This is a genomic window from Lacibacter sp. (genome assembly GCF_035299325.1).
Lineage (GTDB): Bacteria > Bacteroidota > Bacteroidia > Chitinophagales > Chitinophagaceae > Lacibacter.
The window spans coordinates 169,638-184,292 of sequence record NZ_DATGWT010000033.1 but is presented as its reverse complement, the minus strand read 5'-3'; the positions used below and the strand labels follow the sequence as shown (position 1 = coordinate 184,292).

The following is a 14,655-nucleotide window of genomic DNA, read 5'->3' as shown; positions in this document are numbered from 1 at the left end:
AAAAAGATTAGTTGTTTTTGTAGCATAAAAACAAGAGGTTCTTGGTTCATCAAGTACCACTTTTCATGTCTAACAAAACAATTGAGATGTTTACAATACGCCAGATTCTACGGCTGTATACCTCCGGTAAAGGAACCAAATTCATCAGCCAGTCAACGGGTATAGCACCTGCACGTAAATAACATCAAAAAATTTTATCCCTTCATTGGTTCTTGCAATTATGCAAGTATGCCCGACAGGCGACAGGGCATAAAAGTGAATGGAAGAATGCAAGTATTAGAGCTAGTGATGATCTTCTTCAGGTGCCTTGCCGCTTATCATTTTCGAAGGTGAAATTAACATAGGATAATTTTCTGATCAGAAGACAGACTTATTTTCGGATTGAAATAGGCAGATGCAACTGTATGATCAGGTTGCTGAACATTTGGGTAAACTTTTTACATAACAACATTTTTAAAGTAAAAGAAAACGATATCTATGAAAAAAAAAGTAATGTCTCTTTTCTTTGTAGTGTCTTCTTTTTTATGTTTCTCACAATCAAATGATACCATACGGGTTGACGCATCAAAAGTTAATACCTCTGTTTTGATTACCGGCACGCATCGGTATCTGGTATATTTCAGAATGAGCAAGAATGCTGCCCGGACCATGACGCAATTCTGGACAAGAACGATCGAGAAGACCGTGGAGAACGGGAAGCAGGTGCTTGTCATTAAGCAAGAATGGGAAGACAAGGATACGATTGTTCATAACACTACATCAGTTTGTGATGCTCTTACCATGCAACCCCTGTCGCATAAAAGCTGGTGGAAAGGGAGGGGAACTACAGAAGTTAATTTTACAGCGAATGTATTCATGTTTAATGGTACAGCTGTGACTGCAGCTGATACTTTAAAAAACCTGAAAACGATGTATAAAGCTTTTCAGTCAGCGCAGGGCAGGTATTCCTTAAACTGGAATTTAGACCTTGAAGTTTTTCCAGCACTTCTTTACAGAAAAGGTGTAACCTTTTTAATCCCTTTTTATGATCCGGGAATCAGCACCCCGCTTATGGAAGTAGCCTATACTGTAACCGGATCCGCTGTGCTGTCGGGGTATGATAATCGAAAAGTTGATTGCTGGTTGCTGACCCATGAATCAAAAGGCAACAAAGAAGTTTTTTGGATCAGTAAAAAAACAAAAGAGGTATTGAAACTGGAACAGGAGTTTGGAAAGGAGAGTGCAAGGTATAAGATTAAGTTACCCTTTAGTAATTAGATTATTAAATTACATCTCACTAAAAATTATATGAAATCATTTTTCTATTTTATTTTATTGACACTCTGTTCGCTGTCGGTTGCCGGGCAGAAAAGAATAATACTCGCAGACCTTGGAAAACTAGGAGAACAGCCCGTACATAATCGGACTATTTCAATTAAAAAGACAGATGGTGATCCATACATCAGCCTGTCGCAGGGAAAAGGGGAAGGTATTTTTTGGCTGCCTTTGAAAAACTTTCGGAACGGCACGATTATAGTCGAAATGCGGGGTAAAAATGTACCGCAACAAAGTTTTATCGGGCTTGCATTTGGCGGAAAAAATGATTCCACTTTCGAAGCTGTGTATTGCCGGCCCTTTAATTTTCTTTCGACCGATTCAGTGAAACGGGTTCATTCCATTCAATACATCGCACATCCCCGTTATACCTGGATGCTGTTGCGGGAGCAATACAACGGTCAGTTTGAAAATGAAATCCTGAGTCCCCCCAACCCTGATGATTGGTTTCGGATGCGGATCAAAATCAATGATACCAGCGTAACTGCTTTTATTAATAATGAGAGCCGTCCTTCCTTACAGATAAAACGTTTAACATCAAGTCAGAATGGTAAAATCGGTCTTTTTGTTGGCAACAACAGTGGAGGCGATTTCAGGTTTATCGATATAGTCAATAACAGAACCCGTTGATGCATTCAATGAAAGACTGTATGAAAATTTAAGATTACAATTAACGGCTATGTATAAGAAAAAACAGTTTCCCTATTTGGTTGATACGTTCAAATATTGCTATTTACTAATTTTCCTGCTGCATAATGCAGTTGGGTTTGCACAGGTAAAAAATAATCTGTCTGTAAAGCCAGCAATAAAAACGACGCAACTGGTCACTGGCTTTGCACATGGTTTTGAAGATAGCACCTGGCTTTACCTGTATGAGTGGGTTACAGGAAATACCATTGATTCGTCTAGGATCCTGAACGGTCAGTTTCAGCTAAATGTTCCCAAATCATTCAAAGAGAAATCCCGACTATTTACCATCGCCACTGGTTCATATGATAACTACAAGAGTTTCTGGATGGACGATACAAATGTCATCTTTAGTGCAGTGAAAGGAAATTTTAAAAACGCTTTGCTCAGCGGATCAAAATCGCAACAGGTACATGAAGCATACTTGCGAAGTACAGATTCATTGGTTATTGAAATTGATAGTCTGCGTCGCCACTTTGGAGATACGGATTCTTTGATGTTGCTCAAAACCAATCGTCTGGTTGAGGAATTAAAACAAATAAACATCAGGTTTATCGAACAGAACCGCCGGTCCGCAATTAGTGCTTATATTTTACGGATGAATTGTATTGAGTGGGGGGTGCCTCTTTCCAGAACTTTGTATTCGAAACTGTCGCCTGAAAATCAAAAAACGAAGTATGGGGATTTTGTAAAAAAATACATTACCTATCATAAAGATATTGCTGTTGGAAAAAACTATGTTGATTTTGTACAGATGAATGTGGAAGGAAAGCCTGTAAAACTATCTTCGTTTCAAGGTAAATACATACTTCTTGAATTCTGGGCATCCTGGTGTGGCCCTTGCCGAAAAGAGAATCCGGCGCTGGTTCAACTATACGAGCAATACAAACAAAAAGGGTTTGAAATTGTAGCTGTTTCTCTGGATGTTAATAAACAGCAATGGATCAATGCCATCGCTAAAGATTCTCTGAAATGGCCAAACCTCAGTGATTTAAAAGGGTCTGATAACATCCCCGCTTTAATGTACGGGGTGTATGGTATACCCGATAATTTTCTGATTGATCCGGAAGGGAAAATTATTGCGAAAAACCTGCGGGGTAACTCGCTTGAACGAAAACTAAAAAAGTTATTTGATCAGAAATTAACAGAATGAAACGATTGAAAAATATACGAAGCCTTTTCATGATTCAGCTAATGGTCATTTATACCCGTTATTTACTCGGGGCAGCTTTCGTTTTTGCCAGTATTATTAAAATGAAAGGGCTAAGGTTTACAAGTAGTAGTGGAGAATTAGCTCCAATTAATACATCGTTACATTATTTCGAAACAATGTACCAGTCAGATCTGTATTGGAAGTTTCTTGGTTTGTGCCAATTCCTGGCTGGTGCATTGTTAATGACACAGGTGTTTTCGTTGTTAGGTGCAGTGGTTTACTTTGCGGTAATAGTAAATATTTTTATGATCACTTTGTCTTACGATTTTGGTTTTACGCCGGTTATTACCGGTGCGATGTTACTGGCTAACCTTCTATTGCTAGCATGGGATTGGAATAAACTAAAGCTGTTCTTTAATATACAACCAAACGTTGAAAATATTGATGCTTCAACTGTTCTGCAAAACCGCATTTGGGCATTTACAGGAACCGTCCTACTGTTGTTTACTGCTTTGTATCGTGTACTGAATAATTCATATGATTTTCTGTTCTGGTTCCTTGGTTCTGTATTCATTACAATAACTGGCTTCTTTGTTTACATCATTAACAGGTCTTTAGCGAAAAAGTAATTCAGAGGTTGTAAACTGCAGTTACTTCTTTCTTAATTTGATATGAATATTTGATGCCCAACGTTTGAATATTCTAAAAAACTCATGAGTAATTTGCGTTCTGACAATACAAGGGTGAGGTTTGGTACCTATGCTCATTCATTGTTATAACAGTAGATTTCTCGTTTGCTGGATTGAGAAGTGGATCAAATCGGTAATTTTAATTTATGTACTTTGAATATAGGATTGAAACAAATAAAGCTGATTCGTAAATGAAATTATTTCAGTTTTCAAAAAATAAATACGGGGCAGAACTGCTAATGGACATCGGTACAAACACAAGTATCCCTAACTACTTTTTTGAAAGCGAGTTGCATAATACAGATTTTTTTGAAATCGTTTTTTTTACAACTGGTAATGGAATACTGGAGCTTGATCAGCAAAAAATTGAGATTTCCGACAATACAGTAGTTTTTATTTCTCCATTTCAACGACGGAAATGGTTTGTCAATAAATCTGAGATAAACTGCCATTTTTTATTTTTTCAGGACGGCTTTCTTTCAAAGTTTTTTTCAGATAAACTTTTTTCCTACAGGCTACAATTCTTTTTTAACAAAACCAAACCTTTGTTTATTAAGGTAGATAATGTTTTTTGGTTACAACTACGTGTCATATTTGAAGAACTGATTGCTGAAATAAAAGAATTAAGATCTGACAGCGAGCATATCATCCGGTCATTATTGTATTTCATCCTTATAAAATTAAACCGGGAATATTCCGACAACTATCAGCTTTCTGCAGAAACCGAAACTAACTTTATTGCGTTTAAGTTCAAACAGCTTTTACAAAACGAAATAACCAAAAGTAGAAACGTTGACTATTATGCCCGACGTCTGCAAGTAAGCAGAGTAACACTGAATCGTTGTGTTAAAGCTCAATTTGGAATAGCAGTTTCTGAGATGATAAATGAGTTTTTGATTTTTGAGATAAAATCTCATTTGCTCTACAGTAATTTTTCGATAAAGGAAATAGCCGGATTACTTGATTTTTCGGAGGCACATCATTTAACCAGGTACTTCAAGAGAAGTGCTGGTCTTTCGCCAACGGATTTTAGAGTGGCTTATCAAAATGGTAGTTCTGTTTTCTGATTGGTATGTATTGTGTTTCTCACACTTATTAGTTTTGAATCAAATACTAATTAGGTAAAGAAACTATGATTTTTCTGTCCATTAAGCCGCAATCCTGTTGTTTTCTGTTTTCCATGTATATGTTTTTTTATCGATGTTTTTTTCGTTCTGCACCTGCATTGGTCCTGCTTTGCAACGGTTATTCAAATGCGCAATCAACACAGCCGAAAGTGGTAATGATTTCCATTGACGGGGCCCCTGATTATTTGATTGATAAATTTTTAAGCAATGGAGTATTGCCATCAAACGGTGCGTTTGCCAGAATGAAAAAAAATGGCGCATATGCGGAGACGCTTTTGCCGGTAAATGTTGCTTCAACCGGACCTTCTCATGTGTCCGTATTTACCGGTGCTTCACCTGGTACAACAGGAATGGTGGGCAATACATTCCGTAAGTCGGATCAAAGCTGGGGTAGTCCTGCTTTATCTTCTTTTCGTCATCCCATTGAAGCCGAAACGATCTTTGAGTCAGCAATGAAGCAAGGGAAAAAAGTTATGGCAATCGGAGGGGTTGGCCTTGATAATACAAGCGAAAATAGAAGGACAGATTATCTGCACATGTATCCTGTTGTATCCGGCCCTTCCCTGGTTTTGGATATGATTCGAACTGATACAGTAAAGACCGATATTAACGGCAAAGTATACACAAAACTTACAACGTCGGGTTCAATTACATTACCGGCAGTTTTTCAAATCAATCAAAGTTTTCAACTGCCACTATTTATCTATGTAACAGACTCAATGCATAATAATGCAAACATATTAGAGCCGCTTACTCAGATTATTATTGATACAGATAGCGATTTGCAAAACGGTTATGCAGCATCGGTTGTGCCCGAGACCTGGACAGGTATGGCAGTTGAAAAAAATGGAAAGCAATACAATACTTCGTTCCGGATTTTTAAAGCTGATGCAGTTTCAGGTAGCTATCTTCTTTTTATGACAGCTCCCGCTGAAGTATTTGGGTATCCATCTGGTTTTCTTCAAAAATTGCAGTCAGCTTGTGGCTTGTGGCCGGGTGAACCCGAAAACAGAAAGCAAACAACTGGGTTGATATCGGAAGAAATCTGGTTTGAACAGGTTGACAGGCTGGCAAAATATTCGAGAGATTTAATTATTACCGGCATGAAAGAAGGGAATTGGGATTTATTGTTTGGATACTTTTCTACGGTGGATGACGTACAGCATCGGTATACACTGATCAATCCACATCAGTTAGATTATAACGCAGAAAATGGCAACCGAATAGCCCGATATGCCGGATACATTGAGAAACGGTTTCAGATGATAGATGCGTATTTGCTTGACATAATGAATACAGCACCAGCAGTAACCAACTTTGTTATTTTTTCTGACCATGGTATGATACCTGTTCACAGTTGCTTACTCTTACAGAATTATTTTGAACAGATGGGATTTGCCGTATCTAAACAGGAATTGACAAGTGTTTCGAGCGGAACATCTGCCCATATCTACATTAACAGAGAAAAAATTAAGACAGATAGTTATCTTGAATACTTACAACGGCTCAAGCAAAACTTACTATCGTTTAAAGATTCACTTACAGGAGAACGAGTCTTTGAATTGGTTGCAGACCAAATGCAACAAAAAAACTATGGCTTGTATCATAAAGATCATTCAGGAGATTTGTTTGTGAGCTGCAGACCTGGTTATTCAATTTCTGACAGGTATCTTACAGGTGTCAACTTTCTTGTTCAGAATTCATTTGATACTGCAATGTTTGCCAATCAAAATCATGCAACAAAAAACTTCCTTTTAAACGGAACAATGAACGAAACAGGAAGAGGGGTTCATGGTTGTTTAGCAACCGTGCGTGAAGGGCAATCCATTTTTTATGCAATAGGACCGGATGTCCCCAGGAAAAAGATAAAAAAAATGTTTTCACTGCAAATTGCAGCCACTGTTTCTACTTTGTTGGGAATTAATCCTCCAAAGAATGCTGAAGCAAAAAGTGTTTTTTAAAAACATTTGAATTGTTTAAAACTAAATCATGTACCCTTTAAACAAGTCTAAATTTGTTCTGTAGTATTATTTTGGGCAAATAAATTAAGTTTCTGGGGCTTTTTTCTTTAGAATTTGCTGCTTTTTCTATCCTTTCATTGATGTAATACTGACTTTAGTAGATGTTTCCTTTTTAGATGACACAATAATCATTTGAAATATAAGATTTTAATAACTTTCAGGTTTAACTTCAAAATAATGAAGAAGTTTTTAAGAAATGATTTTGTGGAAAGCATTTGCATCGGTTTGTCACTGATAGTAATCTGGGCACCTGCAGTTTTTGCTTTTTTTGATTTGAATGCTGAAAAGTTTTTAACATCCTATATTAACAGGACCTGGATGAACTTATTCGGGGTGTTTGTTAGTATGTTTACTTTTCATATTTTTTTTGATTTTATTCCTAAAAGAAAACAAAAATATATTTGGATTTTCTGTACGATTGTATTTATTATCTTATTGCTTTCTATTGGTTATATTAATTGGCTTAAGCTTGGGATGCGTCTTAATACATATCCTAAAGAGGATGGGGCAAGAATTGATATTAGCTATCGGATGAGGGCTGCCGTTTATCAGTTTTATAATATATTTTATTTTGTTGCAATTAAGCTGCTGCTCCGATACCTGAAATTAAAAAATAAAAATCAGCAATTGCTGTTGGAGAAAAAAATATCTGAGCTTAATTTCCTCAAGTCACAAACTAATCCTCATTTTTTATTTAATACACTTAACAGTATCTATGCTTTGGCTAGGGAAAAGTCTAATATAACTGCAGATACAGTTTTAAGGCTATCAGATATTCTCAGGTATATGCTGTATGAAACGCAAGTTGAAATTATTTCAATTGATAAAGAAATTGAAATAATTGAAGACTATATTGAACTTGAAAAAATGCGATACGATGAAACATTAAAAGTTAGTTTTGAAAAATCGATTGATAATCAACAGCAGAAAATTCCGCCGTTACTATTAATACATTTAATTGAAAACGCATTTAAACATGGCGCTTCAGAGTCAATTTCTAACCCATTTATTCTGATAGTTCTTAAAGTTAAAAATGAACTCCTTACATTTACTGTCAACAACTCCATAGCTAATAATTATGGCTCAGAACGAGTGAAAGAAAATATTGGTTTAACAAACCTTCGGCGACAGTTATCTCTTTTATTTACAGACTATCATATTAATGTAAACAGAAATACTGATTCCTTTGTTGTATCCATTGCTATTAATCTTGCTAGCTATGCAAAAAATTAAGTGTATAATAGTTGAAGATGAACCGCTCGCGGTTAGAATTTTAAAAGATTATATTTCGCAAGAACCAATTCTTGAATTAGTGGAAGTATTTAAAGATGCGATTTCTGCAAAATCTTTTTTACAAGCAGAGAATGTCAGTTTAATGTTTCTTGATATTCATTTGCCGAAAGTAAAGGGAGTTGACTTTTTAAAATCACTTTTAAATCCTCCGGTTGTAATTATTACTACCGCTTATCATCAATATGCTCTTGAGAGTTTTGAGCTGAATGTTGCTGACTATTTAATGAAGCCAATTTCAAATAAACGTTTTTCTTCGGCAGTTAATAAAGCGATTAAGCTTATTAGCGCAAACGATAGTTTTAAAAAAAATCAGGATCAGGCCATTTACCTTAATGTTAACAGGCGAAAAGTAAAAATATTACTGAATGATATTTTGTATGTGGAAAGTAAAAGAGAATATGTAATGATAGTTACACATAAAGATGAATACTTATCGAAAATAGGCACAGCCGAACTTGAAGAACTGTTGCCGCCTGAAAGATTCAGACGCATACACCGCTCATTTATTATTGCTGTAGATAAAGTAAATTCTTTTTCAAAAGAAAATGTTGAAATCAATGGAATAAAAATACCGATTGGGAAAAATTACAAAAAGGAATTTATAATGTAATTTTTGTAAACTTCTAGTTCAGGTACATTTTTGATTCGAAAATCATAATCTACTGATAATTTATCTTCCAAACTAATGCGTTTGGAAGCATCTGTCTGTACAGTTTCGGTATTATATTATTAATCGATACACTACAAGGTTAATTTGTGATCTTAAAAATTGTGGCTACCAAATAACGATTATGGTCAATAAAAGAATGAACCTTGCCAACAAAATGTACACACAAACTCTTATATACATAGTTAATCCAGAACTTTGTTTTGAGATAAGGGCAGAGCAAAAGTGAAGTTTGACTGAAAGAATTTAGAGTTCTTAAAAAATTAGTAAATAAGAAAAGTAGTCATACCTTTTTTCAGGTACTAATTACTTTATATGCCTGCAAATATTCTTAAATTTTCTATCTTTTAAAGTGATTAGCGGATTTCAAATATACTTCTCAATCTTCTAATTAATTATTGAAAAAAGCTTGAATAAGTTTATATAAAAATAAATAAGTATGATAAAAATTTTCACAATAGTGGCTTTGGCCATTTCTGTTATTGGTTGCAATGGTACAAGTAGAAATACGGAGGTGTTGAGAACCAGAGTTGAAAATATAGTATCCAGTAAGAAGGCAATTGTTGGTGTTTCAATTATTGATAGTAAAGGCAAGGATACAATTTCTATAAACGGGAACCGACGCTTTCCCATGCAAAGTGTTTTTAAATTCCATATAGCGTTAGCAGTGCTGTCGGAAATTGATAAAGGTAAGCTTTCAATAGACCAAAAAATTGAGATTAGTAAAGATCAACTTTTGCCCGAGGATTTTTGGAGTCCACTTCGGGACGACAATCCTGATGGCGGAAGCTTTACTATTGGGCAATTAATTCAATATTCTGTTTCCCACAGCGATAATACAGCCTGCGATATTTTGATTCGGCTAATCGGAACACCAAAAACCGTTGAAGAGTATATCAAAAAGTCTGGCATCAATGAGATACAAATTACGTTCGATGAAAAGGAAATGCAGGCCAAGTGGGAGAACATGTTTCAAAATTGGACTACTCCAATAGCTGCAACTGAAACCCTTAAGTTATTCTATGAGAATAAAAATAATTTACTCTCAAAAAGCAGTTATGATTTTTTCTGGAAGGTCAACAAAGAAACATCCACCGGAAAAAATAGAATTAAAGGGCAGTTGCCAGCGGAAACCATTGTTGCTCACAAGACTGGATGGTCAGGGACAAACAAGGAGACAGGAATTACTGCTGCTGTTAATAATATAGGAATTGTTTTTCTGCCAAATGGCGAATACTTTATTATCAGTGTATTTGTGACAGACTCAAAAGAGGATTTTGATACAAACGAAAAAATTATTGCGGACATCGCCAAGGCCACATATGATTTTTATACATCAACCGGTAATTAGAATGGCTTTTAATAAGGAGTTGTAATCTAATTTATCTAGAAAAAATAATTGATCCCTGCTATTAACATGGGTGATATTCAATTGTTTTCTTATGATTTGTCAGTATAAGATTGGCTAAATGTTTGAATATGCAAATCGAAGAAATAGTAAAACGAGCTTTTGATCCATACGTAAATGTTCCCATCGAAGAGTGGAAATTATTTACCAATCTCGGTGATATTGTCTTCACAAAAAAAGACGAAACTGTTAAAACAACCAATACTACAGAAAAGTATTTATATCTGATTTTAAAGGGAAGTGGTGCTGTTTTGCTTTGGGATAACAACAAGTTTGTGTGTACTGACCTTTGTTACGAAGGAGAGTTGTTTGGTGATTTTATGTCTTTCTTCTTGCAAAAACCAACATTACTTGAGGTGCTGACTTTTGAATCAACTGAACTATTCAGGATTTCAAAATCTAATTTCAACAATCTGATCCTCCATTCTAGTTATGGAGATAAAATCTGCCGTTTTACACTGGAAACACTTTTTGTTCAAAAACAAATTCAGCAAATTGAAATGATTACAAAAACAGCTACAGAAAGATACATTGAGCTGTTAGCAAAAAAACCCGATATTATCAGTCGTACTCCGCAAAAATACATTGCCTCTTATCTTGGTATTCAGACGCAAAGCCTGAGTAGAATAAGAAAACAAATACTTACAAATCATTAATTAGTGATATAAAATCATAATTAAGAATTTTTTATTCAATTGAATCTAATCTCAAAAAATGGATAACATTTCAACTCTGGATAAAGCTCAATCAGATATGTACAATGGCTATGCTTTTGGCTCTTTAGGTGTAGTAACCTCTGGAAGTATTTGGTTAATATCAACTATAATTTCGTATAGTTATTCATCCTCACAAGCTATTTGGACGCTTTTAATTGGCGGAGTACTAATAAATCCTGTTTCGAAACTTCTGGGAATAGCAATAGGGTTAAAAGGGCCTGCCGTTAACAATCCTTTGAAGAATTTAGCATTAGAAGGTACAATCTGGATGATCATGTGTATCCCAATGGCATATGGACTGTCCTTTCAAAATACTGAGTGGTTTTTCCAGGCTATGCTTTTAATAATTGGTGGTAGGTATTTGACATTTGCAACCGTTTTTGGCAATAAATTATTTTGGATTTTAGGAGCTACATTAGGCTTTTCAGCTTATCTGTTGTTTCGGTTTAAAGTACAATCATCCGGTTCATTATTAACGGGTGCACTTATCGAAATTGTTTTTGGTGTTATTATGTATTTTATCTATCGAAAATCGCAATTAAAAGCTGAAATCAATGAATACTAAAATTAGCCGTACGCATATTTTCTGCCAAACCAGTAAAGCTCGCTATTTGCAAGTTACAGTTTAAATATTTGCAACTTTAAAAAGAAAAAATGTTGGTATGAAATATTGCCGAAACTCCAGAAATAATTAAACCAATAAGTAATTAAACAAATGAAAAAAACTTTCTTAATTGTATCCCTTTTATTTTTCAACTATATAGTTTTCGCTCAGTCTTATAGCTCAAAAATTGATAGCTTAATAAAGGCATATATTAGTTTGAATAAATTTAATGGAACTGTTTTAGTTACAAAAAATGGAAAGGTTGTTTTTAATAAAAGTTATGGATACGGCGACGTAACCAATAAAAGATTAATTACTTCGAAAAGTATATTTCAGATTGGATCTCTTACCAAGCCATTTACGGCATTATTGATTCTTAAAATATTTGATGAAAAGAAAATTTCCATCAATGAGCCTCTGAGCAAATTTATTATCAATTATCCGAAAGGAAGTGAAATAACAATTAAACATTTGCTGACACACACGTCAGGAATTTATGAAGCATTACAAGATCCTAATTATTTTGAACTATTAACTGCAAGTAAACAGCTTACAAATGAAGAAAGAATTAGTTTTTTTTGCAATAAGCCATTGAGCTTCACACCCGGAAGTAAGTTTAGTTATTCGAATTCAGGTTATGATTTATTGGGTGCTGTTATTGAAAAACTTTCAGGATTAACATATCAAGAGTGTCTTAAAAAATACATTTTTGAGCCTCTAAAAATGCAAAATTCTGGGTTTGATTATAGAGCATTAAATGATAAAAAGAGAAAAGTAACTGGTTATTCATATTTATCTAAGACAAGGCAAATAGAGTCTAAATTATGGAATCCATATGCCATATTCTCTTCTGGTGCGTTATACAGTACAACAGGAGATCTATTGAAATTCTATAGTGGTTTGAAATCTTATAGAATTGTGTCAAGAGAAGTTTATGAGAGCGCTGTTACTCCGTTTTTGAATGGATATGGTTTGGGCTGGTATATTGATTCAATTGGCAAAGACTTAGTTATCAATCATGGGGGTAATATTGATGGATTCACAAGCTACTATTTGATGAATCATCAAAATGACATTTGTATAATCCTGCTAAATAATATTACTTCAACTTCTTTAGAACGTATTGGTAATTCTATTTATAAGATTTTAACAAACATGCCATATATTCTGCCCAAACCAAAGCTGGAAGTGCCAGTAAAGCAAGAAATACTATCATCATATGTTGGCAGGTATGAAATATCGGAAAATTATATAGCAACTATTAGTCTTGAAAATAGTCTTTTGTTTCTGCAAATTAATAACGAAACAAAAATGAAGCTTTCCGCAGAAAAGGAAACAGTCTTTTTTATTAAAGATGAAGATATGGAAATTGAATTCGTTCCTCAAAAAAATACTTCATTTCAACTTAAAATCAGACAGGGTTTATCAACAAAAATTGGCGACAAAATTAAATAAAACTCTCTGCTAACAAAGTATTACCAAAGGCGGAGATTAAAAGCGGGGTTTAGAAATTTGTCAAGCTTTAAGTAAGCTTTTTTATCAAACTTCTGTTAACGGTAAATGTTTTGGTGAAATTAAAAGGTTAATACGCAAAATGAAAAATAGATTATACGGACTTGATCAAAACTGTTCTAGGAAAAACTCTTCCAAGATGGATGGTTCGGTGGAAGCGTTCACATAGACCATTGCTTTGCGGATGTTTTGCTTTAATCTTACTCTGATCAATGGGTCAATGGGTAGATTAAGTCTTGACTAATTCATTTTTTAAATTCCTCCCAAAGTTTTCTTACATGATAGTCAAGCAAACTCATTGTTAGTTTTTCCAGGGTGATTTCTTTTGCTTATTATTTCAATTCAAGGCGTCATTTTTTCTTTTTAATAGCTCCAGCTAGAATAAGTGTTAAGAAAGTAATTCCAACCCCTAATAGAATCCACCAAGTCATATTTTATTTTTATAGTTTATTGTTTGTTTTTATCTGCTCCGTGACATTTGCCAATAAAGGTATATTTATTACGGATGATGGAGAATTTTATATTAGTTCGCCCGGAACCGGATCATAGCTGAGTTACAGCCGTTGATTGCACCAATGTCAAGCCCCGCTATTGGTAGTGCCAAAGTTGCGGACTGTTATTCATGTCATGCTGTCTGGCTGTTGAAATAACTGATTATCTTTTTTTTATATTCTGCTCTGTGTTCTGACTTCATCATTGTGGCATGCTTTGCATTTTTAACTGTCCATAATTCAGTCGGAACCGGACTATTTTCTTTAAATGTTTTCCCCATACTTATAGGTGTCCAATCGTCATTGTCTGAATAAATTAGAAGTAAAGATTTTAAACGTCGAGCTTCTTTTATTCGTTCTTTCATTTTGATTTTCTTTTTATATTTCGGTAGAAAGAAATTTAATATTTTCAATGTTTTATACGCTAATGGAAAATTAATCCAAAATTCATCTAAACTTGTCGCAGCACTTTCAATAATTGTAAAGTCGTATTTATGTTCTTTGTCTGCAAAAGCAATTGTAGCCCATTGTCCGCCGAGTGAAATGCCAAAATAACCAATGGGAATTTTCGGTGTCAATTTTGAAGCCTCAATACCAATAGCAACAATATCTTCAAAGTATGAAAAGTTTCCGTGTGTACTTTCTCCAAAACCGTTGATGTCAAAAACCAAAGTATTGTAGCCGTTTTCTCGCAACAGGTCGGTATAACCATTTTTAAGAAAATAACCTTTTGCTTCTTTTCCCATTGGATGTCCTAGTACAATAGTGGCTTTTGCCTTATCCGTCAATGCCTTTGCAAAAAGGGCATGGATAATAGCACCTGATTTACTTTTCGTTTGTACAGGACTCCATTCCTTTTGTTGTTCAGGTGTCAAAGGGTTCACCCATTTGACCATAAAGCGTCCAAAAAATGGTTTTTTAATAAGTTTATACATCGAACCTTTTGATTAGGAATATTTATTAATCATGTAAC

Annotated in this window: 14 protein-coding genes; 12 read left to right on the top strand and 2 right to left on the bottom strand. The window is 34.6% G+C overall.

Annotated elements, in window-relative coordinates:
* Nucleotides 1-477 precede the first annotated feature (477 nt).
* The 5 genes from VK159_RS19115 to VK159_RS19095 all read left to right on the top strand — a co-directional run bounded on the left by VK159_RS19115 (nucleotide 478) and on the right by VK159_RS19095 (nucleotide 4,910).
* On the top strand, nucleotides 478-1,257 hold the full coding sequence (locus VK159_RS19115) for a hypothetical protein (protein WP_324231773.1): 780 nt from the start codon (nucleotides 478-480) through the stop codon (nucleotides 1,255-1,257).
* Between the two features lie 30 nt (nucleotides 1,258-1,287).
* Nucleotides 1,288-1,944, top strand: coding sequence for a hypothetical protein (locus VK159_RS19110; protein WP_324231772.1), 657 nt, complete (start codon nucleotides 1,288-1,290; stop codon nucleotides 1,942-1,944).
* A gap of 49 nt (nucleotides 1,945-1,993) precedes the next feature.
* Nucleotides 1,994-3,154, top strand: a complete 1,161-nt coding sequence (locus tag VK159_RS19105) for a TlpA disulfide reductase family protein (protein ID WP_324231771.1) — start codon at nucleotides 1,994-1,996, stop codon at nucleotides 3,152-3,154.
* Nucleotides 3,151-3,783: a hypothetical protein gene (locus VK159_RS19100; protein ID WP_324231770.1), complete on the top strand. Its 633-nt coding sequence runs from the start codon at nucleotides 3,151-3,153 to the stop codon at nucleotides 3,781-3,783. Before VK159_RS19105 ends, VK159_RS19100 begins: the two co-directional genes overlap by 4 nt.
* A 251-nt stretch (nucleotides 3,784-4,034) precedes the next feature.
* Nucleotides 4,035-4,910 (top strand): helix-turn-helix transcriptional regulator, encoded by an 876-nt coding sequence (locus VK159_RS19095; protein ID WP_324231769.1) that lies wholly within the window; start codon nucleotides 4,035-4,037, stop codon nucleotides 4,908-4,910.
* A gap of 81 nt (nucleotides 4,911-4,991) precedes the next feature.
* Here VK159_RS19095 and VK159_RS19090 read toward each other — a convergent pair whose 3' ends face one another.
* Nucleotides 4,992-5,192 carry a hypothetical protein gene (locus tag VK159_RS19090; RefSeq protein WP_324231774.1) on the bottom strand — a complete coding sequence of 67 codons (201 nt, stop codon included), beginning with the start codon at nucleotides 5,190-5,192 and terminating at the stop codon, nucleotides 4,992-4,994.
* Between VK159_RS19090 and VK159_RS19085 the strand changes: the two genes are divergently transcribed.
* The 7 genes from VK159_RS19085 to VK159_RS19055 all read left to right on the top strand — a co-directional run bounded on the left by VK159_RS19085 (nucleotide 5,126) and on the right by VK159_RS19055 (nucleotide 13,134).
* Nucleotides 5,126-6,931: an alkaline phosphatase family protein gene (locus VK159_RS19085; RefSeq protein ID WP_324231768.1), complete on the top strand. Its 1,806-nt coding sequence runs from the start codon at nucleotides 5,126-5,128 to the stop codon at nucleotides 6,929-6,931. The two genes, VK159_RS19090 and VK159_RS19085, sit on opposite strands and share 67 nt — an antisense overlap.
* 237 nt (nucleotides 6,932-7,168) lie before the next feature.
* The gene (locus VK159_RS19080; RefSeq protein WP_324231767.1) at nucleotides 7,169-8,224 is read left to right on the top strand and encodes a sensor histidine kinase; all 1,056 of its coding nucleotides are present in this window, start codon (nucleotides 7,169-7,171) and stop codon (nucleotides 8,222-8,224) included.
* Nucleotides 8,211-8,894 carry a LytTR family DNA-binding domain-containing protein gene (locus tag VK159_RS19075; protein ID WP_324231766.1) on the top strand — a complete coding sequence of 228 codons (684 nt, stop codon included), beginning with the start codon at nucleotides 8,211-8,213 and terminating at the stop codon, nucleotides 8,892-8,894. The genes VK159_RS19080 and VK159_RS19075 overlap by 14 nt, the downstream gene beginning before the upstream one ends.
* A 496-nt stretch (nucleotides 8,895-9,390) precedes the next feature.
* A complete protein-coding gene (gene bla / locus VK159_RS19070) occupies nucleotides 9,391-10,302 on the top strand; it encodes a class A beta-lactamase, subclass A2 (RefSeq protein ID WP_324231765.1) in 912 nt (303 codons plus the stop codon).
* A 128-nt stretch (nucleotides 10,303-10,430) separates the two neighbouring features.
* On the top strand, nucleotides 10,431-11,015 hold the full coding sequence (locus VK159_RS19065; RefSeq protein ID WP_324231764.1) for a Crp/Fnr family transcriptional regulator: 585 nt from the start codon (nucleotides 10,431-10,433) through the stop codon (nucleotides 11,013-11,015).
* 58 nt (nucleotides 11,016-11,073) lie between these two features.
* Nucleotides 11,074-11,640: a DUF7010 family protein gene (locus VK159_RS19060; RefSeq protein ID WP_324231763.1), complete on the top strand. Its 567-nt coding sequence runs from the start codon at nucleotides 11,074-11,076 to the stop codon at nucleotides 11,638-11,640.
* Between the two features lie 150 nt (nucleotides 11,641-11,790).
* Nucleotides 11,791-13,134, top strand: a complete 1,344-nt coding sequence (locus VK159_RS19055; protein ID WP_324231762.1) for a serine hydrolase — start codon at nucleotides 11,791-11,793, stop codon at nucleotides 13,132-13,134.
* 682 nt (nucleotides 13,135-13,816) lie between these two features.
* Here the strand turns inward: VK159_RS19055 and VK159_RS19050 are convergent.
* A complete protein-coding gene (locus tag VK159_RS19050; protein WP_324231761.1) occupies nucleotides 13,817-14,617 on the bottom strand; it encodes an alpha/beta hydrolase in 801 nt (266 codons plus the stop codon).
* Nucleotides 14,618-14,655: the final 38 nt, after the last annotated feature.